Genomic DNA, 25,267 nt, shown 5'->3' with positions numbered 1-25,267 from the left:
GTACGACGCTGAGATCAGAGCCCTGGCTGTCCGACAGGGCAGCCTCACGAAAGGCGGTGAGGGCGATGACACTCCCCCTGGTCGTAGGCGTCGACGGATCGGACGCGAGTCTGCTGGCCGTGGACTGGGCAGTGGACGAGGCCGCACGAGGCGATCTGCCGCTGCGGCTGGTGTACGCCTCCCTCTGGGAGCGCTACGAGGCCGCCGTACCGTCGCTCGGACGGGAACGCCCCTCCGAGCGCGTGCTGGCCGAACACATCGTCGCCTCGGCGGCTGAGCGTGCCGCACGGCGTGCCCCGGCGGTGAAGGTGACCACCGGCATCGTCCCCGCCGAGCCGGTCGACGCCCTTCTGCTCGAGGGCCACAATGCCTGCGCCCTGGTGACGGGAGACCGGGGCCGCGGTGAGCTGAAGGGACTGCTGCTCGGATCGGTGGGCCTGGGCGTGGCCGCCCGAGCACACTGCACGGTGATCGTGGTCCGTGGCGACGAGGCGGCCATGGTCGGCCTGCACGAGCGGATCCTGCTCGGCGTGGGAGATCCGGCCTCCGGCGACCGGGCCGTGCGCTTCGCCTTCCGCGAGGCTGAGGCACGCGGATGTGCTCTCGACGCCGTGCGCGCCTGGCGCTGGTCCGCACAAGAGGGCACGGACCATCCCGCGCGCGACGGCGAAAGGCGAGCGGCAGCTCAACTCGACGAAGTGCTGCGCGAGGCAGTGGCCGAACACCCGGGCGTCCGGGTACGCCGAGCCACTGTCGAGGGCCCGGCCAGCCGTATCCTCGTGACCCGCTCGGCCGACGCGGACCTTGTGATCATCGGCGCACGTCGCCGGCACGGCCACTTCGGCCTGCAACTCGGCCGCGTGGGCCACACGCTGCTGCACCACGCTCACTGCCCGGTGGCAGTCGTTCCGCAGTGGGCGTGAATGCTGACTCCCCGTGAGGCGGCGTGCATTCGGCATCCGTGGCGAGGACCTACGCCCCGTCGACGGCGGCACCGGCTCGGCGCCAACCCCTCGCTCACTGGTTCGACGTATGTCAACATAGATGCATGTCGAATACGACGACAGTGCTGCCCCTGCTGGAGCCCGAGGCCCCTGAGGCCGTGGAGCCCTGCTGCCCGCCGTTCACCGAACGAACGCTGACCGCCGAAGAGGCCGAGAAGACGGCCCGCATGTTCAAGGCACTCGGCGACCCGGTGCGCCTGCGGCTGTTCTCAGCAGTCGCCTCACACCCGGGCGGCGAGGCATGCGTGTGCGACATCTCCGACGTCGGCGTCTCCCAGCCGACCGTCTCCCACCACCTGAAGAAGCTCAAGGAAGCCGGACTGCTCACCTCCGAGCGTCGCGGCACCTGGGTCTACTACCGCGTCGAGCCGTCGGTGGTCGCCGCCATGGGACGGATGCTCGGAACCCTCGGCTGACGTTGCGCGTACGGCAGTGCGTCAGCTGAAGTTGGCCACCTGGGGACTGAACTCTTTTCCTTCGACCGACGCGAGCGTCCGGGGCCGCCGCGTGATCCCGCAAGTCACTTGATGTGGCGGGCGACCTTGGTGACGGCGTGGAGCAGGTACTCAAGGGGGCCGCGACGGAATATCCGGCTCCAGGCCCACGCCAGGAGCATGGCGGCGCCGATGAAGCCCAGGAGCACCACAAGCGCCGGGAAGTCCTGGCTGTCGATGCCGAGGACGCGGATGGCGACTATGTGCAGGACGTACGCGGTCAGGGACATCGCACCGACCGCGCAGACGGGTGCCGTCAGACGCGCGGAACGACGCATGCGGGCGGTGGCCATGAGGCACAGGGCCAGGACGACGAGAGCGACGCCCGTGTTACCGAGTATGGAGGCGGTCGTCTGGCTGTGCGGTGCGGCCACCAGCAGCCAGGCCGGAGTGTGCTCGACCGGCTCGCCCACGGCGTCGGACCACCAGGCCGATGACGCCGAGCCGCCCTCCGTGGTCGCGGCGACCGCGGCGCTCGCGTGCGGGACGAGGGTCAGGGCAAGCCAGGAGCCGCCGTAGCCGAGCACGGTCAGGGCGGTGCCCGTCAGGGCCAGCCGGCCACGGACACGGGCGCTCGTCAGGTCGAGGCGGGCGACCGCCATGCCCGCGATCATGAACGGTGCCCAGGTGAGGACGGGATACCCGCCGGTGAACATCAGGTCGAGCAAGCCGTCCGTGTCGCTGCTGCGGGCAATTGGATCCCAGCCGATGACGGTGTCGGCCCAGCTTCCTTCGTCGATCGACCGGTGGATGAGATACAGCAGCTGGGGCAGGACGAGTGCGCCCACGGCGGCCACGATCGCCAGCGTCCTGTCCGACAGCCGGTACAGCGGGAGGACGGAGAGGAACGTGAGCCCGTAGTAGGCCAGGATCACGTCGACCGACGTACCCAGCGCGGCCAGGGCGAAGCCCAGGGCGATGAGGACGACGGCCCTGATGACGACCCTTCCCACTGCCTGGCGCCCCGTGCGGCCGGTCCGGGGCTGCGGGCGGCCGGTGATGATGACGAGCGAGAAACCGGCGAGCAGGGCGAACAGGGCGGAGGAACGGCCCCGTGCCGTCTCCATCAGGAAGCCCAGGACCCCGCCCTCCGACGGGTCGGGGCCGACGTGGGCGGCGTACATGCCGAACATCGCCAGCCCACGGGCCAGGTCGAGGCCGATCAGGCGTCCGGTCGACGACGAGGGACGGGCCGGAACAGCACGACGGTCCCCCTCCCCGGTCGCCGTGGCGGGCACCGCGGCGGGTTGCGTGGGCGAGGGGCTGTTGTGTGTCATATCTCTTTAGGGTGCACATTCAACCCATTGGTGCACATACCGCATGATTCCGGACCTGACCTGCCGACTGGGCGGGGTCGGCCCCGGTCACCTGGCGGCACCCGATGCCAGGCTCCGGCGGCGGGCCTCGGCGTGAGATGACCGGGATACCGGCCCCCTGACGATTGCCGACGAATGGAGCCACAGGTGATCCGGGTGCTGGTGGTCGACGACGAGGCCCTGATTCGTACGGGCTTCACACACATCCTCAGTGCGTCCGAGGACATCGAGGTCGTCGGGGCGGTTCCCGGCAGCCAGGCGGTCCGGACGGCCGAGGAGGCAGGACCTGACGTCGTACTCCTCGACATCCGGATGCCCGATGTGGACGGACTCACCGTGCTGGCCGACCTGTGCGCGCTGCCGGACCCTCCGGTGGTCGCCATGCTCACCACGTTCGGCATGGACGAGTACGTGGCCACTGCACTGCGCTCGGGTGCCGCGGGCTTCCTGCTCAAGGACACCAATCCCGAACAACTTGCGGATCTGGTCCGCACGTTGGCAGAGGGCGGCGTCGTCCTTTCGCCCAAGGTCACACGGACTGTCGTGGACGGCTATCTGGACAACGAACCGAGTGAGCCTGCCGCCCGAGCCGTCGCACGGCTGACCGACCGGGAGCGCGCCGTGCTGATCCTCGTCGCCGAGGGACTGTCCAACAGCGGCATCGGCGGCCGGATGCACCTCAGCATCGGCACCGTGAAGGAGCATGTCAGCTCCATCCTCACCAAGTTGCGGGTGGGCAGCCGTGTCCAGGCGGCCCTGCTCGCCGAACGGGCCGGCCTGCTGAGGCTCCCCCAGGAGGGAGAGGACAGGTGACACCCCGACGCGTAGTTGCCACCGCCGCGCTGGTGGACGGCACGCTCATCGCAGCCTCGCTCCTGGATGTCTGGGTCAACGTCGACACCCAGGACCAGCCGGCCATGGCCTGCGGGCTGCTCGCCGCCGCCGCACTGACACTGCGCCGTCGGCTGCCCCTGCTCACCTTCGTTCTTGCGCTGCCCGCGACCCTGGTCACCGACGCGATCTTCGCCACCCTGGTCGCGTTGTACACCCTCGCCTCGCACACACGCCGACGCTCGCTGCTGATCGTCTGCGCCGCCGCGTTCACGCTCAGCGACATCGTCCCGTGGCACTGGCCACCCTCGCTGGAAGCGGTCGGGATCTCCGACAGCTCGCTTTTCATCGCGCTGGGCTACACCCTGGCCACGGCGGCCGCTCCCGTGTTCCTCGGCCAGCTCGTCCAGGCCCGACGCGAGCTGACGATGAGACTCGCCGAAGTGACCGAAGCGCGGGAACAGGAACGGCTGCTGACCGCGCAGTCCGTGCTGGCCAAGGAACGCGCCCAGCTCGCCCGGGAGATGCACGACGTGGTGTCCCACCAGGTCAGCCTTATCGCCGTGCAAGCCGGAGCCCTCCAGATGGGCAGCCGGGACTCCGCGGTCAAGGAGACCGCAGCCGCGATCCGGCGCCTGAGCGTGCAGACGCTCGACGAACTGCGGCACATGGTCCACGTACTGCGCGCTGCCGGCAGCCGCCCCACCGAACTGACCCCACAACCGTCCCTCGCCGACCTGCCGCGACTGGTGAGCGGCAGCGGCATCGAGACGGAGCTGCGGACCGACCTTCCCGACAACCTCCCGCCAACTGTCCAGCGAGCCGTGTACCGCACCGTGCAGGAGGCACTGACCAACGTCCGCAAGCACGCGCCCGGAGCAACGGCGACGGTCTGTGCCGACCACGAGAACGGGACTGTCCACATCACTGTCACCAACACCGCCCCCACCAGGCCGGCCCTCCCCCTGCCCGGCGCGCATCAGGGCCTGGTCGGCCTGCGTCAGCGCGCCGAGCTTCTCGGCGGCACCCTCAGCCACGGCCCCACGGACGACGGCGGCCACGAACTCCGTCTGGCGATCCCGGTCCCGGGGACGTGGGGCGCGGGATGAGCCCGCGCGAGCAGGACCCGAGCCGCGAAAGCGGCACCGGAGACGTGGCGCACCCGGAGGCCGGAGCCTCAGTGCCCCAGCGCTGCCCCTTCCGGGCGGTCCTCGTCCTGGTCCCTCGGCAGCAGCAGTTCCTCGTAGCGGCCCAGTGCCAGGACAGCGCCGAGCATGAGAAGCGGGAGTAGCACAGCGAGCAGCGCCATGACCTGGTCCTTCCCCAGAACCGAACGTATGTGGGGGATGAGATCCGGGTCACCCTCCCTGCCGTCGGCAAACCCTGTGTCGGCGTCCGATGTGCGGGTACGCGGTGCGGACGCGAAGATCTGGAGGGAGTCATGCAGCGAGGCAGTGACCGGCTGAGCGTCCACCGTGACGACGAGATGAAGCACGAACTGCAGGGGCTGCTGCGATCCGGGCATCCCACCCGGACGGAGGAGTGGCACGATCCGGAACCGACCGCCGACGACGACCTGCAGGTCGCGGGCGGCCCGGTGGCGCCGGGAACGTCCACTGCCTCCCTGGCGGTGGTCCGGCTGGAGCTGGCCCGGTTCCTGGGCCGCAGCTCGTTCCCGGCGACCCCACGGGAGCTGATGGGCGTGATGCGCCGCGGATACGCCCCCGACGCCCTGGTCGAGCCGATGGAGCGCCTGCCGCGTTCGACGCGCTACGCCAACGTCCAGGAGCTGGCCGAGGCCCTGACCGGGGGCGAGCGGACCGCGCGCCGGAGGAACGCATAGCGGCCCGGTCGGTGGGTACTGCGGGCGGGGTCACGCCGCCACGGCCGCGGCACCCGTCACCGGCCGGGAACGCAGGAGGGCCAGCGATGGCTGAGTTCGTGAAGGACGTCATGACGCCGGGCGTGGTCGCCGTCCGCCCGGACGCCTCGCTCGTCGAGGCGGCCCAGCTGATGCGGGCACAGGACATCGGTGATGTGGTGGTGGCCGACGGCCAGGACGTCGTGGGCGTCCTCACCGACCGTGACATCACGGTGCGGGCGGTCGCGGACGGCGCAGATCCGCTGACGGTGAGCGTCCGCTCCGTGTGCACCCGCAACCCGGTGATGATCGACCCGGGCGAACGGGTGTCCGTCGCGGTCGCGTTGATGCGCAAGCACTCCGTACGGCGGCTGCCGGTCGTCGAGGACGGGCTGCCGGTCGGCGTCCTCAGTCTCGGCGACCTCGCGGAGACCGAGGATCCCGACTCGGCGCTGGCGGACATCAGCCGCGCCGCTCCGGGCGAGTGAGCGGATGAGCCACGACCGGGCGGCGGGATCAGCACCTACGGCGCCACCGTCGACGTCAGCGACGCCACCGTCCGCTCTCTGATGTACGGGCTGCTGCGCACGAGGCGACCGCGCGACCAGGTCAGGTCCCTGCCGAGCGGCGGCCGCGGCGACCCCCACGAGGCCCGCTTCAGGGCCGCGAAAGTGAGTTGAGCATCATGCGTATCGCATTTCTGACCGCACCCGAGGGCGTCGAGGAGGTCGAGCTCACCGAGCCGTGGCAGGCGGCGGTGAACGCGGGCCATGAGCCGGTGCTCGTGTCGACGAAGCCGGGCACGATCCAGGCGTTCCACCATCTCGACAAGGCCGACAAGTTCCCGGTGCAGGAGGTCGTGGGCGAGACGTCGGCCGACTCCTTCGGCGGGCTGGTCCTGCCGGGCGGGGTCGCCAACCCGGACTATCTGCGGACGAACACCAAGGCCGTCGCGTTCGTGCGGGACTTCTTCGAGCAGGGCCGCCCGGTCGCCGCGATCTGCCATGCCGCCTGGACGCTGGTGGAGGCGGACGTCGTACGCGGCCGGGTGCTGACCTCCTGGCCGAGTCTGCAGACCGACATCCGCAACGCGGGCGGCACCTGGGTCGACGAGCAGGTGCGGATCTGCGACCACGGCAACAACAAGCTGGTCACCAGCCGCAAGCCGGACGATCTGAAGGCGTTCTGCGGGACGTTCCTGGAGGTGTTCGCCAGGGAGTCCAAGAGGGAGGCCGTCTGACGCGGGCCACCTCCTGTGGGAGTGCCCGTCCTCACCCCGTGCCCCGGTCGCGGGCGCCCTCGCGGGTGCGGCCCGAGGCCACGGTGCGGCGTGGGTTGCGGCGCAGGTATTCGCCCTCCAGCTGCGCCATGCGATCGTTGTGGGCCCGCAGCGCGTCGTTCGAGCCGTACAGCAGCGTGTCGTGGCGCGTCCGGTGGATGGTCTCCAGCTCCTTCATGAGCTGCTGGTCGTCCAGCCGGCCGGGGTCGACTCCGGTCATGGTGGTACCCCGCTCGTCGTGTTCAATCATGCGGTCCGGGTACCCGCCCGCCGAGCACACAGCACCCGAGCGGAGTACGGGAGACAGCCATGGATCTCGCCTTCCTGCATCCACTGTACGAACACCCCGGGCCCTGGGCCTCCGTGTACGTGGGCACGTCCCGGCATACGGAGGACACCCCTCATGAGCGGCACCTGACAGCCAGGGCCCTGACCCGCGAGCTGGCCGGGCAGGGCACCGACCACGCGACCTGCCGGGCCGTACAGGACGCACTGGAAGGACTCGAGCACTCATCGGAGCCGCACGGGCGCGCGATCTTCGCCCGGGCGGGTGAGGTGGCCCTGGATCCGCCCCTGGCCCGCGCCCCGCAGCGCGACAGCGCCCACTGGGCGCCCCTGCCGCACAGCGCTCCCCTGCTGGAGCTGGCGGGCGAGGACCCGGTGTGCGTGGTGGCGTACGTCGACCGCAGGGGCGCCGCCTTCGAGCTGCGCACCGCGCTGGGCCGGCAGGACGTCGGCGCGGTCACCGGGCGGCAGCATCCGGTGCACCGGACGAGCACGGTCGACTGGTCCGAGCGGCACTTCCAGCTCAAGGTGGAGAACACCTGGGACCACAACGCGGCCGAGATCGCCGACGCGCTCTCCGTCTGCCAGGAGGAGACCCGCGCCGACCTGCTGATCCTCGTGGGCGACGACCGAGAGCGGCGGACCGTGCACGAACGCCTGCCGCAGCGGCTGCACGACCTCGTGGTCGAGGCCCCGCACGGCACCGGCAGCCGGCTGCTCGACGAGGACGTCGAACAGGCCCGCGCGGACCACGTGCGGCAGCGGGCGGCCCGGGAGCTGGAACGGTTCCTGGCGGCGCGCGAGCCCGGGCCCGAGGGCCGCGCCGGAGCCGTGGAGGGCGTTCCCGCCCTGATGGAGGCCGCGCGCGAGCACCGCATCGACGAACTCCTGATCCGCCCGGACAGCCCGGACGCCCACCGCGAGATCTGGGTCGGCGAGGACCCGGACCAGCTGGCGGTACGCCGCACCGAACTGAAGATCCTCGGCGAACAGAACTCGTGGTCGGCCCGAGCCGACGACGCCCTGCTCCGGTGCGCGGTCGCGACGGGCGCCGGCGCGTTGTCGGTCACCCCGGCAGGGCCGGAGAAGGACCCGGCGGGCGGGTTGGGGGCACTGCTGCGCTGGACGTGAGCGGTCAGTGCGCTACCGCGCCCGCTCCACCCTCCGTTCGTCCCACACCGGCTCCGGAGTCTCGCGGACCCGCCCGTCGCTGCCGAACACCAGGTACCGATCGAACGAGCGGGCGAACCACCGGTCGTGCGTGACGGCCAGCACCGTCCCCTCGAAGGCCTCCAGCCCTTCCTGGAGAGCCTCGGCGGACTCCAGGTCGAGGTTGTCCGTCGGCTCGTCGAGGAGCAGCGCCGTCACACCCTCCAGCTCCAGCAGCAGGATCTGGAACCGGGCCTGCTGCCCCCCGGAGAGCCGGTCGAAGGCCTGCTCGGCCTGCTGGGTCAGCTCATAGCGGCGCAGGCGGGACATCGCGGCGCCCCGATCCTGGGCGTGCTCCTTCCACAGGATGTCGAGCAGGGTCCGCCCCATCAGCTCGGGGTGCGCATGCGTCTGCGCGAAGTGCCCCGGCACGACACGCGCCCCGAGCCTCCACTCCCCCGTGTGCGCCACGCCCTCCCCGGCCAGCAGCCGCAGGAAGTGAGACTTGCCGGACCCGTTGGAGCCGAGGACGGCGACACGTTCGCCGTAGAAGACCTCCAGGGAGAACGGCTTCATCAGCCCCGTGAGCTCAAGCGCCTCGCAGGTGACGGCCCGCACCCCGGTACGCCCGCCCTTCAGCCGCATCCTGATGTCCTGCTCGCGCGGCGGCTCCGGCGGCGGCCCCGCCTCCTCGAACTTGCGCAGCCGGGTCTGGGCCGCGCGATAGCGGGAGGCCATGTCGGGGCTGTTCTCGGCGGCTTGACGCAGCGCCAGCACCAGCTTCTTCAGCTGGGCGTGCTTCTCGTCCCAGCGTTTGCGCAACTCCTCGAAGCGGGCGAAGCGGGCACGCCGGGCCTCGTGATAGGTGGCGAAGCCGCCACCGTGCACCCAGGCGTCCGCGCCCGCCGGTGAGGGCTCGACGGAGACGATCTTCTCGGCGGCGCGGGCGAGGAGTTCACGGTCGTGGGAGACGAAGAGGACCGTCTTGCGGGTCTCCTTCAGCCGCTCCTCCAGCCACCGCTTGCCCGGCACGTCGAGGTAGTTGTCGGGCTCGTCGAGCAGCAGCACCTCGTCGGTGCCCCGCAGGAGCGCCTCCAGCACGAGCCGCTTCTGCTCACCGCCGGACAGCGTGCTCACCTGCCGCCACTGCGCCTTCTCGTACGGCACGCCGAGCGCGGCGGTGGTGCACATGTCCCACAGCGTCTCGGCCTCGTAGCCGCGCGCCTCGGCCCAGTCGGCGAGGGCCTGCGCGTACTTCAGCTGGGCGGCCTCGTCGTCGACGGTCATGATCCCGTGCTCGGCGGCGTCGACCGCCTTCGCGGCCTCGCGGATCCGGGACGGCGCGACCGACACCAGCAGGTCGCGGACGGTCGTCTCGTCCCGTACGGACCCCACGAACTGCCGCATCACGCCGAGCCCGCCACTGACGGTGACGGTGCCGCCGTGCGGCTTCAGCTCGCCGGAGATCAGCCGCAGCAGGGTCGTCTTGCCGGCACCGTTGGGGCCGACCAGCGCCACGACGGCCCCTTCTCCCACCCGGAAGGACACGTCGCCGAGCAACGCCCTCCCGTCGGGGAGGTAGTACTCGAGGTGCGCGGCTTCCAGATGTCCCATGGGGTCGAATTGTGGGGGCCGACGAGGAGCCCGGGCAAACGCATATTCCGAAGGCCGGGCGGTTTCGGGCTCCCGGCCCTACGGCGCATCCTCGTCGACGGCCTGTCCGGCCGGTCCGCTGTCGCCCGCGGGGGTGACGACCGCTCCCGCCCAGGAGAGCGCCTTCCAGCCGCTGTCGGGCGCCCCGTCCAGGACCACCACCCCGGTGTTGTCGAGCGGGTGCGCCGCGGCGAAGGGGACGTCGACGTTGGCGGCCCGGGCCGCCGTCCACATCCGGATCACGGCGCCGTGGCTGACCATGGCGACGGCCCCGGCCCCGCTTTCGGCGGCCTCGGCGACCACGGAGTCGTAGCGCGCCAGCACCTCCGTGCCGCTCTCGCCGCCCGGAATGCGCAGGTCGGTGTCGCCGGCCGCCCAGGCGAACACGGTCTTCATGTAGGCGTGCCCGGCCTCCGTGTCGCCGCGCAGCATCTCCAGATCACCGGCGAACACCTCACGGATCCCGTCCCGGACGAGCACCTCCAGGCCGCGTGCTGCGGCCAGCGGGGCGGCGGTGAGCTGGGTGCGGATCAGGGTGGAGGCGTAGAGCGCGTCGATGTCCTCGTCGGCCAGCGCCGCGGGGAGGGCGGCGGCCTGCTGCTCGCCGAGCGCGGTCAGGCCGGCGCCCGGGACGGCCGTGTCCAGCAGATAGTCCACGTTGGCCGGGGTCTGACCGTGGCGGACGAGGAGCAGGCGCATGTACGGGTTCCTCCGTGTGTCGGTCACCACCGGCCGGACAGCAATCGGCCACTTCAGGGTACCCACCCCTGTATGAGCCCAGACGTCGACCTCACCCTGCCCAAGCCCGGCCGCCACGCTGTGCGCAACCGGCTCCTCGCCCTCGACTCCCGGCTGTTCGAGTTCGCCGCCGAGCGGAACTGGCCGTATGCCGAGCGGGTCCTGCCGCGGCTGAGCCGGAGCGCGAACCACGGAGTGCTGTGGTTCGCGACGGCCGCCGCCATGGCCGCGAGCCGGACACCCCGGGGCCGCCGGGCCGCGGCCCGGGGCCTCGCCTCGTTGAGCCTGGCCTCGCTGACCATCAACACCCTCGGCAAGCGGTCGGTGCGCCGCCCCCGCCCCGTCCTGGACACCGTCCCGGCGGTCCGGCAGCTGAAGCGGCAGCCGATCACCACGTCGTTCCCGTCCGGTCATGCCGCGTCGGCGGCCGCGTTCGCGACGGGTGTCGCGCTGGAGTCGCCCGCGTGGGGACTGGCGGTGGGCCCGATCGCCTGGTCGGTCGCGCTGTCGCGGGTGTACACCGGCGTCCACTTCCCGAGCGACGTGCTCGCGGGCGCGGCCCTGGGCGCGGGTGCCGCGTTCGCCGTACGGGGCATGGTGCCGACGCGTGACCGGGCGGTCCCGCCGGCCCGGCCCCGCACGGACGTACCGGCGCTGAGCGAGGGGGACGGCCTGGTCGTGGTGGCGAACAAGGGGTCGGGCAGCTCCGACCGGGTGCACGCACTGCTGGACATGCTGCCGCGCGCCGAGCTCGTCGAGTGCGAACCGGACGACACCCGGGCCGAGTTGCGCAAGGCGGCGGAGCGGGCCCGGGTGCTCGGCGTGTGCGGCGGCGACGGCACGGTGAACGCGGCCGCGGAGGTCGCGCTGTCGCACGGGCTGCCCCTCGCGGTGCTGCCCGGCGGCACGTTGAACCACTTCGCCCTCGACCTGGGCGTGGAGGACGAACGCGATCTGAGCCGGGCCATCCAGCGCGGCGAGGCCGTGCGCGTGGACGTGGGCCGGTTCACCTGCGACGGCCGGCAGGGCCTGTTCCTCAACACGTGCAGCCTCGGCGTGTATCCGGAGCTGGTGCGCGAGAGGGAACGCTTCGAGCACCGGGTCGGCACCTGGCCGGCCGGAGTGCTCGCGGCCCTGCGCGTCCTGCGCAGCGACCGCCATCCGCTGCACGCCGAAGTCGCGGGACGCCCCCACCCGTTGTGGATGCTGTTCGCCGGCAACGGCACGTACCACCGGATGGGCCTCGCCCCCGCCCGGCGCCTGAATCTCGCGGACGGCGTGCTCGACGTACGGGTCGTGCACGGCGGCCGCCGACCCGCGCTGCGGCTGCTCGCGGCCGCCGTGGCGGGCCCGCTGACCCGCTCCCCCGCCCACGCCGCGGTCCAGGTCGGCCGACTGCGCCTGTCCGGCGTCACACCGGGCGCGCTGCTCGCGTACGACGGCGAAGTCACCGAGGTGGGCGGCGAGGTGACGCTGGAGAAGCTGCCGGAGGCGCTGACGGTCTACCGGCCGCTGCCCGGCGCCTGAGCGGTCGAGAGAGTCCGGTTGTCCAGATAGTAAAACGCAGGTCTCAGCATTCGACATGCGCGCGTACCGTGTCGTCCACCGCCCCGGGGCCGTGCGCCCCTGCGGCGGTACGACGAGGAGAGGGGAACAGGCATGTCGAAGCCGCAGGAGACCGCCGTCTACACGCACGGGCATCACGAGTCCGTGCTGCGTTCGCACACCTGGCGCACCGCCGCCAACTCGGCGGCCTACCTGCTCGGTTCGCTGAAGCCGCACATGTCGGTCCTGGACGTCGGCTGCGGCCCGGGCACGATCACCGCCGACCTCGCGGCCCTGGTCCCCGACGGACACGTCACCGGCGTCGACCGGGCGCCGGAGATCCTGGAGCAGGCCCGGGCCACGGCCGCGGGACGCGGTCTGGCGAACGTCGGCTTCACGGTCGCCGACGTGCACGCCCTGGACTTCCCGGACGACACGTTCTGCGTGGTCCACGCCCACCAGGTGCTCCAGCACGTCGGCGATCCGGTCGCGGCGCTGCGCGAGATGCAGCGGGTGACCAGGCCGGGCGGCCTCATCGCGGTCCGGGACTCGGACTACGCGGCCATGGCCTGGTATCCGGCCTCCCAGGGGATGGACGCCTGGCTGGACCTGTACCGCCGGGTCGCCCGCGCCAACGGCGGCGAGCCGGACGCCGGGCGCCGGCTGCGCTCCTGGGCGCTGCGGGCGGGGCTCACGGACATCACCGCCACGTCGAGTACCTGGACCTTCGCGACGCCGGACGAGCGGGCCTGGTGGAGCGGGCTGTGGGCGGATCGCACGCTGGCCTCGGCGTATGCCGAGCGGGCCACCGAGGGCGGGCACGCGAGTGCGGAGCAGTTGCGGGCCGTGTCGGAGGCCTGGCGGCAGTGGGGGCGCCACGACGACGGCTGGTTCAGCGTGCTGCACGGGGAAATTCTGTGCCGTAAGGACGCCTGAATCGTGCCTTTCTGGAAACTCGACGGGCAGGAGGTCAAATTATGGTTCCTATTCTGCTCGTACTGCTACTGGCTCTGATTCTCTTCGGTGCCGGATTTGCACTGAAGGCACTCTGGTGGATCGCGATCGTGGTCCTCGTACTGTGGCTCCTGGGATTCGTGATGCGCGGTACAACCACGGCAGGAGGCAGGGGCCGCTGGTATCGGTGGTGAGAAAGAGGATATGCCGGGAGTGAACTGAATTCACCGAGGTGAATTCACTCCCGGGGAAGCAGCGGTCCCAGCGGCCCGAGGTCCAGATTGAGGTCCTCGGGCCGCAGTCCGTAGCGCTCGCGCAGCTCGGTCATGCGATCGTCGAGCAGCATCAGCGTGAGCCCGATGCGCTCCTCCTGCTCCTCGCTCAGCTCGCCCGTGTCGAAGCGGCGCACCGCCTGCCGTTCCATGAGCTGGCGCAGCAACTCCACGACCGTCAGGACGAGTTTCACGAGGTCGCGTTCCACGGTGTCGGGTTCGAGGTCCAGGCGGTTGCGTTGTGATGTCACGTCAACTCCCCCCAGGGCGACGGAACCTGCTCGTTGACGGAGCTGATCAGTGCGTTCAGGTCGATACGGACGAGGTCGACGTCCGCGATGCGCAGGGTGATGTCCCCCGTGACGACGACGCCCCCGGCGAGCAGCCGGTCGAGCAGGTCCACGAGGGCGACCTCACGGCGTTCCACGACGGTCACTGCCGCTCCTCCGGTTCCTCCGCGAACTCCTCGGTGAACGAATAGGCCGCCCAGGGTCCGGTGAGTTCGACGCGGATTCCGGGGGCGTCATCCTTCTCCCGGTCCACCAGTTCCACGAATTCCTCGGAAACCGCGCGCGGCACCAGATAGGCGGCGTTGAGCATATTCTGCCCGGACGCCCCGGAAAGGGTGGCGCTCTGTGGGGCGTGGAGCCGGGAATCCTCGGCGAACGCGGAGAGTTTTTCGTGCAGCCGGCCGGCCAATGCGGTGGCCTTTTGCCACACGTCCTCGCGGGCCCGCGTCTGCATGCGCCGCCGGCGCAGATAGTCGCGGCCCGACGTGCCCGCGGCCTCCGGTTTGGCGGTCTCCGCGGGCTCGGCGGGCTGCTCGGCCTCCGTGGACTCCGTTTCGGCGTACACCTTCACGCCCCACTCGACCCGCCCCTCGAGCCGGTCGAGGATGCGCCGGAAGTCCTCCTCGCGGGCCTCCATCATCGTGCGTACGCCGCTGTCGTCCCGGAAGACGGTGGCGAGCCGCAGCGGCAGCGGGGTGGTGACGACGGTGAGCGCGTCGATGACCTGCTGATGGGCCCGGGCCGTCGACGTGAGCCACTCCATGTCCTCCAGGTGGGCCCGCAGGGGCTCCTCGGCGAAGTCCGCCTCGGGCACCGTGCTGACGACGGCGATCAGGCCGTGGTGGGTCAGCTGCTTCGGCGGCGCCCCGGCCACCCCCGCCAGCTGGGACTGGAGGGCAGAGCGAAAGGGGCGGCAGACGGCGTAGACATAGCGCAGTGCGGTCATGGGGCCTCCTCCTGTGCCCGGGCGGGCTCCAGCTGGGCCAGGCGCTCACGCAACTCGGCGTTCTCCCTGGTGAGTTCGTCGCGGCGGGCCCGTGTGGACAGGGCGGGGTCGTCCTCCCACCAGTCGATGCCCATCTCCTTCGCCTTGTCCACCGAGGCGACGATGAGCCTCAGCTTGATGGTGAGGAGTTCGATGTCGAGCAGGTTGATCCGGATGTCGCCCGCGATGACCACGCCCTTGTCGAGCACGCGCTCGAGGATGTCGGCGAGGTTGGCGCCGCCGCCGTCGTGACCGTAGGGCTGGGGCAGCCGCCCGGGGGTCGTCATCGGCGGCTCCTGCCACCGGCGTACTCGGCCTCGTCGACTTCCTCGTCCTCGGGCTCCTTCTCGGCTTCCTCCTCGGCCTCGGGTTCGTCCTCGTACTCGTACTCGTCATCGGCCTCGCCGTCGGCCTCGTACTCCTCCTCCGGCTCCTCCGCGTCCTCGTCCGAGTACTCCGCGTCCTCCTCGCCCGCCTCGTCCTCTTCCTCCTCCTCGGCGCGAGGCGCTTCCTCGTCCTCCTCCTCTTCTCCTTCGTACGCCTCCTCGTCCTCCTCCGCGACCGCATCCTCGTGGCTGCGGACGACCTCGCCGTCGCGGATCTCCCCGCGCCAGCCGTCCTCAGCCTCTCCCTTGAGGGTGATGAAGCGGACGTAGTTCTTGAGGTCGAGGCGGGCGCGGCGGCCCTGGGCGCGCCAGATGTTGCCGGTCTTCTCGAACAGGCCCTTGGGGTAGTACTCGATGACCAGCAGGACGCGGGTGAGGTTCTCGGCGAGCCGGTGGAAGGAGACGACGCCCTTCGTGGTGCCCTTGGCGCCCTCCGACGTCCACGCGATGCGGTCGTCGGGTACCTGCTCGGTGGTGTGCGCCTTCCAGCTGCGGTTGGACCAGAAGACCTTCATCTGCCAGTCGGAACTCGTGTCGTCGGCACGGTTCGCGTTCTTCACGCCCTTCGCGAAGGTGCTGAAGTCCTGGTACTGGGTCCACTGGTCGTACGCGGTGCGCAGCGGGACGCCGACATCGACGTACTCGAGGATGACGGTGGGCTTCTTGCCCGCTCCGCCCTTGCCTTTGCCCTTGCCGCCGACGAGGTTCTTCAGCGCTCCTGTCACGCTGTCCTTGGCCCGTGACGCGCCGAGCTCCAGTGCGGAGCGCAGGGGCCCCTTGCCCTCGGCGAGCTTGCGGCCGCCGTCCAGGGCGAGCTTGGCGAAGCCGGGGCTCTTGCCGTCGGCGATGTCGTTCAGTTTCAGCGTGGTCTCGCCGAGCTTGCGGCCGGCGCCGGTCAGCAGTCGTGTGGCCTGTGCGGCCACGTAGTCGCGCAGTTCGGCCTTGAGCCGGTCGGCTGCCTCGCTCTGGGCGACGCCGCTGAGCGATTCCTTCGCCCCGCGGGCGGTCGAACTCGCAGATCCGAGCGTGTCGGTCATCGCTCGCCACCACCCTTCGGCACCCGGGCCCGCGCGCTCCGGGCGGCCCCGCGTGCGGCGGTCGTCTTCTTGGCGGCCGTCTTCTTCGCTGTCGTCTTCTTGGCCGCGGTCTTCTTGGCGGGCGCCTTCTTGGCCGCCGACTTCGCGGTCTTCTTCGCCGGAGCCTTCTTGGCCGCCTTCCGGCGCGGCCTCCCCTCGGACTCCTCGGGCTCCTCGGACTCGGATTCCGAGGCCTCGGGCTCGTCGTACTCCGACTCCTCGGCATCCTCGTCCCGGCCGCCGAGATCCGGCGTCTCGGGAACAATGCCCTCCAGCTGGTCACGCACCTGTGCGGTACGCCCGTGCAGCCGGTCGGCGAAGGCGTCGAGCTGCCGCTCGACGAGGGCGCCCGACGCGGCCTGTCCGACGCCTCGCAGGTCCTCGCGCAGCTGGTCCCCGATCTCCTTGAACTGCGGGTTGTTCTGCAGTTGCTGGGACACCAGGTCCGCGAGCGCCCGCGGGCTCAGATGCATCCGCTTGCCGGCCACCATGGTGCCGATGGCGAACGCCAGTTTCATCTTCTTCGTACGTCCGAGGACGTATCCGGCCCCTACCGCGAGGCCCAGTCCCAATCGATTCATAGTGCCGTCCCATCACTTTCCGGTCCGGTGCGCCCGAGCGCGATCTCCAGCCGGTCGAGGAGTTCGTCCTCCCGGCGGTCGAACTCGTCCTCGTCGATCTCGCCCGAGGTCAACTGCTCCTCCAAGGCGGCGAGTTCGGCGCGCACCGTCGCCGGGTCGTAGTAGATGCGCTCCGCCTCCTGCACGACCTGTCCGATCACCCATGCGCTGCCGCGCACCGGGGCGAACGGCAGCAGCAGTACCTCTCCGACCAGTCCCACGGCCTCACTCCTCCGTGCTCTCCGCGCCGATCGTGGTTCCCGCGGGCTCGGCGGGGCCGGGGTCGACGAAGCTGTACGGCGGCAACGGGCCGTTGAGACGCAGTTCGAGGTGCGGATGGCCCTTGCGGAGCTGCTCCACGGCCGTGAGGAACGTCTCGACGCCGCCGCGGTCCACCAGGAACGACACGTTGGCGAGCCAGCCGGAGGAGTCGGGGCCCACGCTGACCGCGTCCGCGGCCGGTTCCAGGGTGTGCTGGACGTCGGTGGCGTCCTCGGCCTCCTGGGCCTTGACCGCGGCGACCACCATCTCGCCGAGCCGCAGCCGCTCCTCGTAGGTGCCGCCGCCCGCCTGCCGGTTGGCCTCCGTGATGGCCCGGATCTCCGGGTTCTCGGAGAGCACCCGATGCAGTACGGCCTCTTCGGCGTGGCTGGCCTTGATGTTGTACTCGACCTTGCCGTCCAGGGCGGTGAGCCGCTCCTTGTAGTGCTCGGCGCGTTCCGCGAGGACACCGGTGACCGTGCCGTCGTCAGGGGCGACGCTGCCGAACCGCATGGGCAGCACACAGCCGGCCGCGCCCGCCTCGGCGAGCACGTTCGAGTGGGCCAGCAGTTCCCTGCGCTTGGGGCGCAGCCCTTCGGGGGCGTCGCTGACGAGGGCCGCCAGGTCGCCCTGCTTCAGCATGCGCAACTGGCGGGGCGGGTCGCCGACGCCGCCCACGGCGCTCGGGAGTGAGGGGTGCGAGCTCGCGGTGATGCCGTACACATACGTGCTCACTCCTGCTCCTCCTTCCTGCGGGACGCGGTGGACTTGCGGGCGCGCGGCCTGGACTCGCGCTCACCCTCGTCCCGGTCGTCCCGAGCCTGCTTGAAGGCGTCCGAGATGGTCTCGGCGGCGCCGGACAGCGCCCCCTTGGACTTGCCGCGTGCGCCGGACTCGGTGATCTCCCCGACGAGGTCGGGCAGACCCGGGCTCTTGCGCGGGCCCGCCTCCAGGTCGAGGCGGTTGCACGCCTCCGCGAAGCGGAGATAGGTGTCGACGCTGGCGACGACGACCCTGACGTCGATCTTCAGGATCTCGATGCCGACGAGGGAGACCCGTATGAATGCGTCAATGACGAGCCCCCTGTCGAGGACGAGTTCCAGGACGTCGTAGAGGCCGCTGCTGCCACCTCCGCCGCCGGACTGCTGTGCGGGTACCACGGTCATGCCGATCTTTCTCCTTGTCCGGGAATGGTGTGACGGGCGTGGGTGAGCGGCCTAGCGGCCGCCGGACCTGCGTGCGTCGGACCGCCCGCGTTCGTAGCGGCGGACACGGCGGTAGCCGGTGAGCTGCCCCTGGTGGTCGAGTTCCACCTGGTAGCTCGCCATCAGGCTCATCGTGTCGGGGACGCGGCTCAGCTCCAGGACTTCGATCTCCAGTGCCCAGCCGTCCTCGGTCTGTTCGAACGAGGACACCGTCTCGGCGTCCTTGCCGGTGAGTTCGGCGAGCTGGGCGCGTGCCTGGCGCAGCACCTCCATGGGGGACGGCTTGTCGTCCGCCCCGCCCTGTCGTTGTCTGGATGACTTGGGTGAGTTCTGTGAATCAGTCATGGGCGCCTCCAACGGCGAGTGGCCCGGAAGGCCTTGGCCAAACCCATGAGTTTGTGTGTCTCAGCCACGGAGTGCGTCGAGCCGGCGGCGCGCGGGTCCCAGCGCACGGGGCCGGCTCATCACCCCCTTCCATGGGTTCGTGCGGGCCTGTTCCACGGCGTCCGCGATGGTCCAGCGGCGGGCGTCGAGGTCCGGGTCGTCCAGGTGGGACCAGGTCAGCGGGGTGGCGACGGGTGCGCCGGGACGGGGGCGCACGGTGTAGGGCGCGACCGCTGTCCGGGCGTAGGCGTTGCGCTGCACGTCGAGGTAGAGGCGGTCGCCGCGGTCCTTCTTGCGGGCGGCGGTGGTGAGCCGGTCCCGGTGGGCGGCCACGAGAGTGTCGGCGACGTCCCGGGCGAACTCGCGTACCTGGTCGAAGTCCTCCTCTCCCTTCAGCGGCACCACGATGTGCAGGCCGCGTGACCCGGTGGTCATCAGTGCCGACGCCAGCTTCAGCTCGTCGAGCAGTTCGCCCAGCAGCCCGGCCGCCTCCCTCACCCCCGCGAAGTCGTCGCCGGCCGGGTCGAGGTCGAAGACCATGCGGTCGGGCCGGTCGATGGGGGTCCCCCCGCTCGAGCGAAGTCGAGAGTGGGGGAGCTCGGTGCGCGACAGCCAGCGGTGCAGGGTGAGGCAGGCCTGGTCGGCGAGGTGGACGAGGGTCGCGACGTCGTCGCAGACCGTGTGGCGGACGGTGCCGTCCTCCTTGGCGACCTCGACGCGGGAGATCCAGTCCGGGTAGTGCTCCGGGGTGTTCTTCTGCATGAACTGCGGGCCGTCGACGCCGTCGGGGTGCCGCTCCAGCATCAGCGGGCGGCCACGCAGGTGCGGCAGCATGAACTCGGCGACGGACCGGTAGTAGTCGACGAGGTCGCCCTCGGTGTACTCCTTCGCGCCCCCGTCGCCGGGAAAGAGCACCTTGTCGACGCGTTTGACCTCGACGGTACGGCGGCCCGCCCGCACCTTCCTCGTACCGTCGTCGTCGGTCACCGTACGACCGCCTCCTCCACCAGCAGCTTGCCCGCGGCGGCGATGGAGGCGGCGTCGATGCCGGCGGCGTGCAGCTGCTCGTCCGGCGAGGCCGAGCCCGGCATCATGCGCACGGCGAGGCGCACCAGGCGGGGCACGGGGCGCCCGTCGAGGAACGCGTCGAGGACGGCGTCGCCGATGCCGCCCTCCTCGTGGTGGTCCTCCACGGTGAGCAGGCAGCCGGTCTCCTCGGCGGCCCGGCGCAGGGTGTCCCGGTCGACGGGCTTGACCGAGTAGAGGTCGACGACCCTGACCTGGATGCCGTCGCGGGCCAGGGCGTCGGCGGCGGCGAGCGCCTCGTGCACGGTGACGCCGGCCGCGACGACGGTCAGCCGGTCGCGGTCACTGGAGCGCAGCACCTTGCTGCCGCCGACCGGGAACTCCTCGTCGGGGCCGTAGACGACCGGGGCGGCGCCGCGCGAGGTGCGCAGATAGCGGACGCCCTCCAGGCCGGCCATGGCTGCGACGAGCTGCGCGGCCTGGTTGGCGTCGCACGGGTACAGCACGGTCGAGCCGTGCACGGCCCGCATCATCGCGAGGTCCTCCAGGCCCATCTGGCTCGGCCCGTCCTGCCCGATCGCGACGCCCGCGTGCGAGCCGACGAGGTTGATACCGGCGCCGCTGACGGACGCCATGCGCACGAAGTCATGGGCGCGGGTGAGGAAGGCGGCGAAGGTGGAGGCGTACGGCACCCAGCCACGGGTCGCGAGCCCCACCGCCGCGGCGACCAGCTGCTGCTCGGCGATGTAGCACTCGAAGAAGCGGTCGGGGTGTTCCTTGGCGAAGAACTCGGCACGGGTGGAGTCGCTCACCTCGCCGTCGAGGGCGACGATGTCGCCGCGACCGGTGCCGAGCGCGGCGAGCGCCTCGCCGTAGGCGTTGCGGGTGGCGACCTCCTCCCCCTTGTCCCAGCGGGGCAGGTCGAGGCGGCCGTCGGGTACGGAGTGCAGCATGCGGGTCGCGGACGGCTCGTGGACGTGGATGCGCAGGTCGCGCCGTCCGCCGAGTTCGGCGATGGCCTCGTCGGCATCCGGCAGCGGCTTTCCGTGCAGTCCCTCGCGGTCCTCCACAGCCTCGACGCCCTTGCCCTTGAGGGTGCGGGCGAGGATCACGGTGGGCTGCCCGACGGTGGACTCGGCCTCTGCGTACGCGCGGTCGATGGCGTCCACGTCGTGCCCGTCGATCTCGATGGTGTGCCAGCCGAAGGCCTGGAAGCGGCGGGCGTAGGCGTCGAGGTCATGACCGTGGCGGGTCGGGCCGCGCTGGCCGAGCCGGTTCACGTCGACGATGGCGGTGAGGTTGTCCAGACGCTCGTACGCCGCGTGCTCGGCGGCCTCCCACACGGACCCCTCGGCGAGCTCGCTGTCCCCGCACAGCACCCACACCCGGTACCCGGTCCGGTCCAGCCGCTGCCCGGCCAGCGCGATGCCCACGCCGACCGGCAGTCCCTGCCCGAGCGACCCGGTCGCGGTCTCCACCCACGGCAGCCGCCGCGGCGTCGGATGCCCTTCGAGCCGGCTGCCGAGCTTGCGGAAGGTGACCAGTTCGCCGTCCTCGATGGCGCCGGCAGCCTTGTAGGCGGAGTACAGAAGCGGCGAGGCGTGTCCCTTGGAGAGGACGAAGCGGTCGTTGCCGGGGTGGGCGGGCCGGTCGATGTCGTAGCGGAGGTGCTCCGCGAGGAGGACGGCCATCAGATCCGCGGCGGACATCGACGAGGTCGGATGCCCCGATCCCGCGGCGTCGGAGGCACGCACGCTGTCCACCCGCAACTGCTGCGCCAGTTCGACGAGTTCAGCGGTGTTCATGAGTCTCCTTTCGAAGGGTCCTGGGAGCGGGGTTCGGGGGCGATGGGCGCGTCCGGGTGCGGTTTGTGGACGGCCGGTGTCCCGGGGGGAGGCCGGCCGTCCGTGTCGGCATCGGTATCGGAACCCGGCTCACGGCCGCCCGCCCGGGAGTTGGGCCGCTTCACGGGGCCGGGAGGTTCGGGGTGCTTGGCGGCGTCGGGGTCCTGAACGGGGTCGGGCGGTTCGGTTCCCTCGGGGCCGTCGGCCTGGTTCCGGGCGGGCTCGCCCGCCGGCTGCTTCCCGGCAGGCTCGCCGTGCTTCTCCGCCTTCTTGTCCTGCTCCCCTGTCTCCGACCGCCCCGGCACCCGGGCCAGCTCCGGCGACGCCGTGTCCAGCGGTACCGACCACGACCGCACCAGCCCCAACTGCACGGCCTGGCGCGGCAGTACGGCGTCCAGGAGCCAGTCGGCGGCGACGCGGACGCGGTTGCCCGGCATGGCCGCGAGGTGGTAGCCGCGGGTCACCGCGCCCGCCGCCACGCCGGACAGGGGGACGCCGAGCGGGTTGGCCGCGGCCTTGACGCCGCCCAGGTCGACGACGAAGCCCAGGTCACGGTGGCGGTAGGCGCGCCGCTCGCCCATGCCGAGGGACGCGGCCACGTTCTGGCCCACCGTCCTGCCCTGCCGCCAGGCGTGCTGGGCGGTCATCGGCGTGTACTCGCCGGGCTTCTCCAGGTCGGGCACGGCGGCCGCGTCCCCGGCGGCGAACAGCTCGGGCCGGCCCGGCACCTGGAGGTGCGGGTCGACGAGCAGACGGCCCTTCTCCATGGGCAGTTCGAGGGACTCGGCGAGCGGATCGGGCCGTACGCCGACGCACCACACGAGCGTGCGGGTGTCGACGAACGAGCCGTCGCTCAGCACCACCCCGTTGTGCGTGGCCTCCTTCACCGAGGTGCCCATCCGCACGTCCACGCCCCGCTGCCGCAGCACCCGGTCGGCGGTCCGCGACAGCCTCTCGTCCATCTCGGGCAGCACGCGATCGGCGATGTCGAGCAGCAGCCAGCGTGGCCGCATGCCCGCGCGCAGGGGGTGCTTGCGCACCTGGGAGTCGGTGAACAGCTGGCCCTGCGCGGCGACCTCCGTGCCGGTGTATCCGGCACCCACCACCACGAAGGTGCAGCGTGCGGCGCAGCTCTTGGGGTCGTCCGCGGTGGCGGCGAGCTCCACCTGCCGGGTCACGTGGTCGCGCAGGTACAGCGCCTCGGGAAGGCCGCGGAAGCCGTGCGCGTGCTCGGCGACGCCGGGGATGGGCAGCAGCTTGTTCACGCTGCCCGCGGCGAGGATCAGCCGGTCGTAGGGCAGCGTTCCCACGTCGCCCTCGGGGCCGGTGTAGTGGACGGTGTTTCCGTCCAGGTCGATGCTGTCGGCCTCGCCCAGCACGAGCCGCACATGGCGCAGGGTGCCGGACAGCGAGACGGTCACCCGGCGTGGTTCCAGGATGCCGGCGGCGACCTGGGGCAGCAGGGGCAGATACAGGAAGTAGTCGGTCGGGTTCAGCAGGGTGATGTCGGCTTGACGCCGGGTGATCCGGGACAGGGTGCGTGCCGCCCGGTACCCGGCGAATCCGGCGCCGACGATCACGATGCGGGGTCGACTCACGGTTGGCCTCCGGGCCTGTCGCGTACCTCGGGAGCCTTCCGCGTCCCCCTGGTCAGGGCCGCCAAACGTCCGCCCCGGGGACGGCGCCGGTTTCCGGCACCTCGAGGCGGCGCGACAAGGCGGCACGTCAGGGCCACGCCGGGACGGCCGGCCCGGTTTCCGGCCGGACCTCCGGGTACCCGGGACGGCGACCGTCCCCGCGGCCGACGCGGCAGCCCCGGAGGTGCTCCCCATGCCCGAGTACGGCTACTTCCCGGCGACCGAGGAGTGCAGGCCCGCCGATCTCGTCGAGCGGCCGCGGATGGCCGAGCAGGCCGGATTCCGGTTGCTGTGGATCTCGGACCACCACCACCCGTGGAACGACGCGCAGGGCCGGAGCCCCTTCGTGTGGTCGGTGATCGGCGCGCTCCCGGAGGCGGTGTCCCTGCCCCTCGAGACGGCCGTGACCTGTCCGACCGTGCGGATCCACCCGGCGGTGGTGACCCGAGCGGCGGCGACCTGCGCGGTGATGACGAACGGCCGATTCCGGCTCGGCGTCGGTACCGGCGAGGTGATCATGCGCCGGCTCTTCTCGGGCGAGGAGATCAGCCACTACGGGAACCACTACCGGGTGGAGTACGCCCGCCTCAGCACGGTCCCCGACGAGCCCGTCCAGATCGACATCTCCGGCTGCGGCCCGGCGGCGACCTCCCTCGCGGCGCGGGTCGGCGACGGCTTCGTCACGAGGGTGCCGGACGAGGAGCTGGTCACCCTGTTCCTCCCCCACTGCCTCCAGGGCGTGGGGGCACCCCGCGTCGGGCGGCGGGAACGCCAAGCCGGTCATGGGCGGCACGAAGGTCTGCCACGGCACCGACCGCGACGAGGCCGTACGCACCGTCCGCCGACTGTGGTCCAACCAGCTGCCGCCCGGCGGGATGGGCCGGATCCCGCCCTCGCCGAGCCGCTTCGAGCAGCTCGAGCCGCTGAACGCCTCCACCGAGGCGGGCTTCGACCGGATCTGCGTCAACCGGATCGGACCCGACCGACGCGGCTTCGTCGACGTCCACCGTACGAAGGTGCTGCCGCGGCTCCGGCACTGCGAGGAACGGCCCAGGCGCCATGAAACTCCATCTCCCCGTCGTCTCCGTCTACACGGTCCCCACCGACGCCCCCGAGGCGGACGGCACGCTGGCCTGGAACTCCACCACCGTGGTGATCGCCGAGGTGGCGGCGGGCGACGCGACCGGCACCGGCTGGACGTACGGCCCGGCGGCGATCGGCGACTTCCTGCGCGACCATCTCGCCCCCCTCGTCGAGGGACGTAACGCCCTGGACATCCCGGCCGCGCACGACGCGATGTGCCGCGCGATCCGCGACGCCGGCCGCCCCGGCGTCGCCGCGTGCGCGATCTCGGCGCTGGACATCGCCCTGTGGGACCTCAAGGCCCGGCTCCTCGAACTGCCCCTGGCCCGGCTCCTCGGCCTGTGCCGCGAACGCGTCCCCGTCTACGGCAGCGGCGGCTTCACGACGTACCACGACAAGCATCTGGCCGCGCAGTTGAACGGCTGGGTGCACGGGCAGCACATCCCGCGCGTGAAGATCAAGATCGGTGAGGACCGGGGCCGCGCGGTGCTGCGCGACGTGTCCCGGGTCGAGGCAGCGCGTCAAGTGATCGGCCCAGAGGCGGAGTTGTACGTGGACGCCAATGGCGCCTACACCCGCAAACAGGCGGTCCGCGTCGGCCACGCCCTCGCCGAGCACGGCGTCGGCTGGTTCGAGGAGCCGGTGTCCTCGGACGACCTGACGGGCCTGCGTCTGGTCCGCGACTGTCTGCCGTGCGACGTCACGGCCGGCGAATACGGTTACGACCTCCCGTACTTCGCCCGCATGATCACCGCGGGCGCGGTCGACTGCCTCCAGATCGACGCCACCCGCTGCGGCGGCGTCACGGAGTTCCTGCGCGCCGCCGCCCTGGCGCAGGCCCACGGCCTGGACGTCTCGGCCCACTGCGCCCCGCACGCCCACGCCGCCGCGGCGGCCGCCGTCCCCAACCTGCGCCACATCGAGTGGTTCCACGACCACGTCCGCCTGGAGGACATGCTCTTCACCGGCGCCCTGGACCCGACAGGCGGCTCGGTGGCCCCGGCCCAGGGCATCGGCCATGGGCTGACGTTGCGGGCGGAGGAGGCGCAGGAGTACCGGGTCGCCTAGCAGGAGAACCGGGGTGCCCAT

30 protein-coding genes and 1 pseudogene are annotated in these 25,267 nt (G+C 71.5%); 13 read left to right on the top strand and 18 right to left on the bottom strand.

Annotated elements, in window-relative coordinates; translation table 11 throughout:
- Positions 1-65 precede the first annotated feature (65 nt).
- Together ACZ7M7_RS12510 and ACZ7M7_RS12505 are read left to right on the top strand one after the other, a co-directional pair.
- Entirely contained in the window at positions 66-923 is an 858-nt protein-coding gene (locus ACZ7M7_RS12510; protein WP_472115501.1) for a universal stress protein, read from the top strand.
- 125 nt (positions 924-1,048) lie between these two features.
- The gene (locus ACZ7M7_RS12505) at positions 1,049-1,420 is read left to right on the top strand and encodes an ArsR/SmtB family transcription factor (protein WP_383622509.1); all 372 of its coding nucleotides are present in this window, start codon (positions 1,049-1,051) and stop codon (positions 1,418-1,420) included.
- A 104-nt stretch (positions 1,421-1,524) separates the two neighbouring features.
- On the opposite strand, the gene ACZ7M7_RS12500 is transcribed toward ACZ7M7_RS12505, so the two are convergent.
- Positions 1,525-2,775, bottom strand: a complete 1,251-nt coding sequence (locus tag ACZ7M7_RS12500; RefSeq protein ID WP_472115498.1) for a DUF418 domain-containing protein — start codon at positions 2,773-2,775, stop codon at positions 1,525-1,527.
- Positions 2,776-2,961: 186 nt separating this feature from the next.
- On the opposite strand from ACZ7M7_RS12500, the gene ACZ7M7_RS12495 reads away from it, so the two are divergent.
- Together ACZ7M7_RS12495 and ACZ7M7_RS12490 are read left to right on the top strand one after the other, a co-directional pair.
- Positions 2,962-3,627 (top strand): response regulator, encoded by a 666-nt coding sequence (locus ACZ7M7_RS12495; protein WP_383609994.1) that lies wholly within the window; start codon positions 2,962-2,964, stop codon positions 3,625-3,627.
- Entirely contained in the window at positions 3,624-4,754 is a 1,131-nt protein-coding gene (locus ACZ7M7_RS12490; RefSeq protein ID WP_472115495.1) for a sensor histidine kinase, read from the top strand. Before ACZ7M7_RS12495 ends, ACZ7M7_RS12490 begins: the two co-directional genes overlap by 4 nt.
- 68 nt (positions 4,755-4,822) lie before the next feature.
- On the opposite strand, the gene ACZ7M7_RS12485 is transcribed toward ACZ7M7_RS12490, so the two are convergent.
- Positions 4,823-4,954 carry a hypothetical protein gene (locus ACZ7M7_RS12485; RefSeq protein WP_383609942.1) on the bottom strand — a complete coding sequence of 44 codons (132 nt, stop codon included), beginning with the start codon at positions 4,952-4,954 and terminating at the stop codon, positions 4,823-4,825.
- 132 nt (positions 4,955-5,086) lie between these two features.
- Between ACZ7M7_RS12485 and ACZ7M7_RS12480 the strand changes: the two genes are divergently transcribed.
- The 3 genes from ACZ7M7_RS12480 to ACZ7M7_RS12470 all read left to right on the top strand — a co-directional run bounded on the left by ACZ7M7_RS12480 (position 5,087) and on the right by ACZ7M7_RS12470 (position 6,746).
- Positions 5,087-5,488 (top strand): DUF2795 domain-containing protein, encoded by a 402-nt coding sequence (locus tag ACZ7M7_RS12480; RefSeq protein ID WP_383609939.1) that lies wholly within the window; start codon positions 5,087-5,089, stop codon positions 5,486-5,488.
- A gap of 86 nt (positions 5,489-5,574) precedes the next feature.
- Positions 5,575-5,994, top strand: coding sequence for a CBS domain-containing protein (locus tag ACZ7M7_RS12475; protein WP_472115492.1), 420 nt, complete (start codon positions 5,575-5,577; stop codon positions 5,992-5,994).
- A 197-nt stretch (positions 5,995-6,191) separates the two neighbouring features.
- The gene (locus ACZ7M7_RS12470; RefSeq protein WP_472115489.1) at positions 6,192-6,746 is read left to right on the top strand and encodes a type 1 glutamine amidotransferase domain-containing protein; all 555 of its coding nucleotides are present in this window, start codon (positions 6,192-6,194) and stop codon (positions 6,744-6,746) included.
- 31 nt (positions 6,747-6,777) lie between these two features.
- On the opposite strand, the gene ACZ7M7_RS12465 is transcribed toward ACZ7M7_RS12470, so the two are convergent.
- Positions 6,778-7,035 carry a DUF6158 family protein gene (locus ACZ7M7_RS12465; RefSeq protein WP_383609931.1) on the bottom strand — a complete coding sequence of 86 codons (258 nt, stop codon included), beginning with the start codon at positions 7,033-7,035 and terminating at the stop codon, positions 6,778-6,780.
- A gap of 59 nt (positions 7,036-7,094) precedes the next feature.
- Between ACZ7M7_RS12465 and ACZ7M7_RS12460 the strand changes: the two genes are divergently transcribed.
- On the top strand, positions 7,095-8,201 hold the full coding sequence (locus ACZ7M7_RS12460) for a baeRF2 domain-containing protein (RefSeq protein ID WP_472115486.1): 1,107 nt from the start codon (positions 7,095-7,097) through the stop codon (positions 8,199-8,201).
- 12 nt (positions 8,202-8,213) lie between these two features.
- On the opposite strand, the gene ACZ7M7_RS12455 is transcribed toward ACZ7M7_RS12460, so the two are convergent.
- Together ACZ7M7_RS12455 and ACZ7M7_RS12450 are read right to left on the bottom strand one after the other, a co-directional pair.
- Positions 8,214-9,833 (bottom strand): ABC-F family ATP-binding cassette domain-containing protein, encoded by a 1,620-nt coding sequence (locus tag ACZ7M7_RS12455; RefSeq protein WP_472115483.1) that lies wholly within the window; start codon positions 9,831-9,833, stop codon positions 8,214-8,216.
- 78 nt (positions 9,834-9,911) lie between these two features.
- The gene (locus ACZ7M7_RS12450; protein ID WP_383609922.1) at positions 9,912-10,571 is read right to left on the bottom strand and encodes a histidine phosphatase family protein; all 660 of its coding nucleotides are present in this window, start codon (positions 10,569-10,571) and stop codon (positions 9,912-9,914) included.
- Positions 10,572-10,643: 72 nt separating this feature from the next.
- Here ACZ7M7_RS12450 and ACZ7M7_RS12445 point away from each other — a divergent pair, with 72 nt between their 5' ends.
- The 3 genes from ACZ7M7_RS12445 (at position 10,644) to ACZ7M7_RS12435 (ending at position 13,303) form a co-directional block, all read left to right on the top strand.
- Positions 10,644-12,137 carry a phosphatase PAP2 family protein gene (locus ACZ7M7_RS12445; RefSeq protein WP_472115480.1) on the top strand — a complete coding sequence of 498 codons (1,494 nt, stop codon included), beginning with the start codon at positions 10,644-10,646 and terminating at the stop codon, positions 12,135-12,137.
- A gap of 132 nt (positions 12,138-12,269) precedes the next feature.
- Positions 12,270-13,091 carry a class I SAM-dependent methyltransferase gene (locus ACZ7M7_RS12440; RefSeq protein ID WP_472115477.1) on the top strand — a complete coding sequence of 274 codons (822 nt, stop codon included), beginning with the start codon at positions 12,270-12,272 and terminating at the stop codon, positions 13,089-13,091.
- A 41-nt stretch (positions 13,092-13,132) separates the two neighbouring features.
- Positions 13,133-13,303 (top strand): hydrophobic protein, encoded by a 171-nt coding sequence (locus ACZ7M7_RS12435; protein ID WP_383609914.1) that lies wholly within the window; start codon positions 13,133-13,135, stop codon positions 13,301-13,303.
- Positions 13,304-13,347: 44 nt separating this feature from the next.
- Here the strand turns inward: ACZ7M7_RS12435 and ACZ7M7_RS12430 are convergent, their stop codons facing one another.
- From ACZ7M7_RS12430 to ACZ7M7_RS12370, 13 genes are read right to left on the bottom strand one after another with little or no spacing between them, the layout of a single operon-like run.
- Positions 13,348-13,632, bottom strand: coding sequence for a gas vesicle protein K (locus tag ACZ7M7_RS12430; protein ID WP_328421329.1), 285 nt, complete (start codon positions 13,630-13,632; stop codon positions 13,348-13,350).
- Positions 13,629-13,817, bottom strand: a complete 189-nt coding sequence (locus ACZ7M7_RS12425) for a gas vesicle protein (RefSeq protein ID WP_030953078.1) — start codon at positions 13,815-13,817, stop codon at positions 13,629-13,631. The genes ACZ7M7_RS12430 and ACZ7M7_RS12425 overlap by 4 nt, the downstream gene beginning before the upstream one ends.
- Positions 13,814-14,617 (bottom strand): GvpL/GvpF family gas vesicle protein, encoded by an 804-nt coding sequence (locus ACZ7M7_RS12420; RefSeq protein WP_472115473.1) that lies wholly within the window; start codon positions 14,615-14,617, stop codon positions 13,814-13,816. The genes ACZ7M7_RS12425 and ACZ7M7_RS12420 overlap by 4 nt, the downstream gene beginning before the upstream one ends.
- Positions 14,614-14,943 (bottom strand): gas vesicle protein, encoded by a 330-nt coding sequence (locus ACZ7M7_RS12415; RefSeq protein ID WP_383609907.1) that lies wholly within the window; start codon positions 14,941-14,943, stop codon positions 14,614-14,616. The genes ACZ7M7_RS12420 and ACZ7M7_RS12415 overlap by 4 nt, the downstream gene beginning before the upstream one ends.
- A complete protein-coding gene (locus ACZ7M7_RS12410; protein WP_472115470.1) occupies positions 14,940-16,079 on the bottom strand; it encodes an SRPBCC family protein in 1,140 nt (379 codons plus the stop codon). Before ACZ7M7_RS12410 ends, ACZ7M7_RS12415 begins: the two co-directional genes overlap by 4 nt.
- Complete coding sequence (locus ACZ7M7_RS12405) at positions 16,076-16,699, bottom strand: DNA primase (RefSeq protein ID WP_472115466.1); 624 nt, start codon at positions 16,697-16,699, stop codon at positions 16,076-16,078. The genes ACZ7M7_RS12410 and ACZ7M7_RS12405 overlap by 4 nt, the downstream gene beginning before the upstream one ends.
- A complete protein-coding gene (locus ACZ7M7_RS12400) occupies positions 16,696-16,959 on the bottom strand; it encodes a gas vesicle protein GvpG (RefSeq protein WP_383609898.1) in 264 nt (87 codons plus the stop codon). The genes ACZ7M7_RS12405 and ACZ7M7_RS12400 overlap by 4 nt, the downstream gene beginning before the upstream one ends.
- Before the next feature lie 4 nt (positions 16,960-16,963).
- On the bottom strand, positions 16,964-17,734 hold the full coding sequence (locus ACZ7M7_RS12395) for a GvpL/GvpF family gas vesicle protein (RefSeq protein WP_472115463.1): 771 nt from the start codon (positions 17,732-17,734) through the stop codon (positions 16,964-16,966).
- The gene (locus tag ACZ7M7_RS12390) at positions 17,731-18,165 is read right to left on the bottom strand and encodes a gas vesicle structural protein GvpA (RefSeq protein ID WP_383609892.1); all 435 of its coding nucleotides are present in this window, start codon (positions 18,163-18,165) and stop codon (positions 17,731-17,733) included. Before ACZ7M7_RS12390 ends, ACZ7M7_RS12395 begins: the two co-directional genes overlap by 4 nt.
- A 51-nt stretch (positions 18,166-18,216) precedes the next feature.
- A complete protein-coding gene (locus ACZ7M7_RS12385) occupies positions 18,217-18,549 on the bottom strand; it encodes a gas vesicle protein GvpO (RefSeq protein WP_383609890.1) in 333 nt (110 codons plus the stop codon).
- 60 nt (positions 18,550-18,609) lie between these two features.
- Positions 18,610-19,575 (bottom strand): non-homologous end-joining DNA ligase, encoded by a 966-nt coding sequence (ligD, locus tag ACZ7M7_RS12380; protein ID WP_472115460.1) that lies wholly within the window; start codon positions 19,573-19,575, stop codon positions 18,610-18,612.
- Complete coding sequence (locus tag ACZ7M7_RS12375; RefSeq protein ID WP_472115457.1) at positions 19,572-21,419, bottom strand: transketolase; 1,848 nt, start codon at positions 21,417-21,419, stop codon at positions 19,572-19,574. Before ACZ7M7_RS12375 ends, ligD begins: the two co-directional genes overlap by 4 nt.
- Positions 21,416-23,056, bottom strand: coding sequence for an NAD(P)/FAD-dependent oxidoreductase (locus tag ACZ7M7_RS12370; protein ID WP_472115454.1), 1,641 nt, complete (start codon positions 23,054-23,056; stop codon positions 21,416-21,418). Before ACZ7M7_RS12370 ends, ACZ7M7_RS12375 begins: the two co-directional genes overlap by 4 nt.
- Positions 23,057-23,288: 232 nt before the next feature.
- Here ACZ7M7_RS12370 and ACZ7M7_RS12365 point away from each other — a divergent pair.
- Together ACZ7M7_RS12365 and ACZ7M7_RS12360 are read left to right on the top strand one after the other, a co-directional pair.
- Positions 23,289-24,129 (top strand): annotated as a pseudogene (locus ACZ7M7_RS12365) (LLM class flavin-dependent oxidoreductase); the annotation flags it as partial.
- 25 nt (positions 24,130-24,154) lie between these two features.
- The gene (locus ACZ7M7_RS12360; protein ID WP_472115451.1) at positions 24,155-25,246 is read left to right on the top strand and encodes an enolase C-terminal domain-like protein; all 1,092 of its coding nucleotides are present in this window, start codon (positions 24,155-24,157) and stop codon (positions 25,244-25,246) included.
- The last annotated feature ends 21 nt before the right edge of the window (positions 25,247-25,267 follow it).

The organism is Streptomyces sp. NPDC111606 (assembly GCF_055656945.1).
The sequence above is the reverse complement of the archived record's forward strand: the minus strand, read 5'-3'. Positions and strand labels throughout refer to the sequence as shown.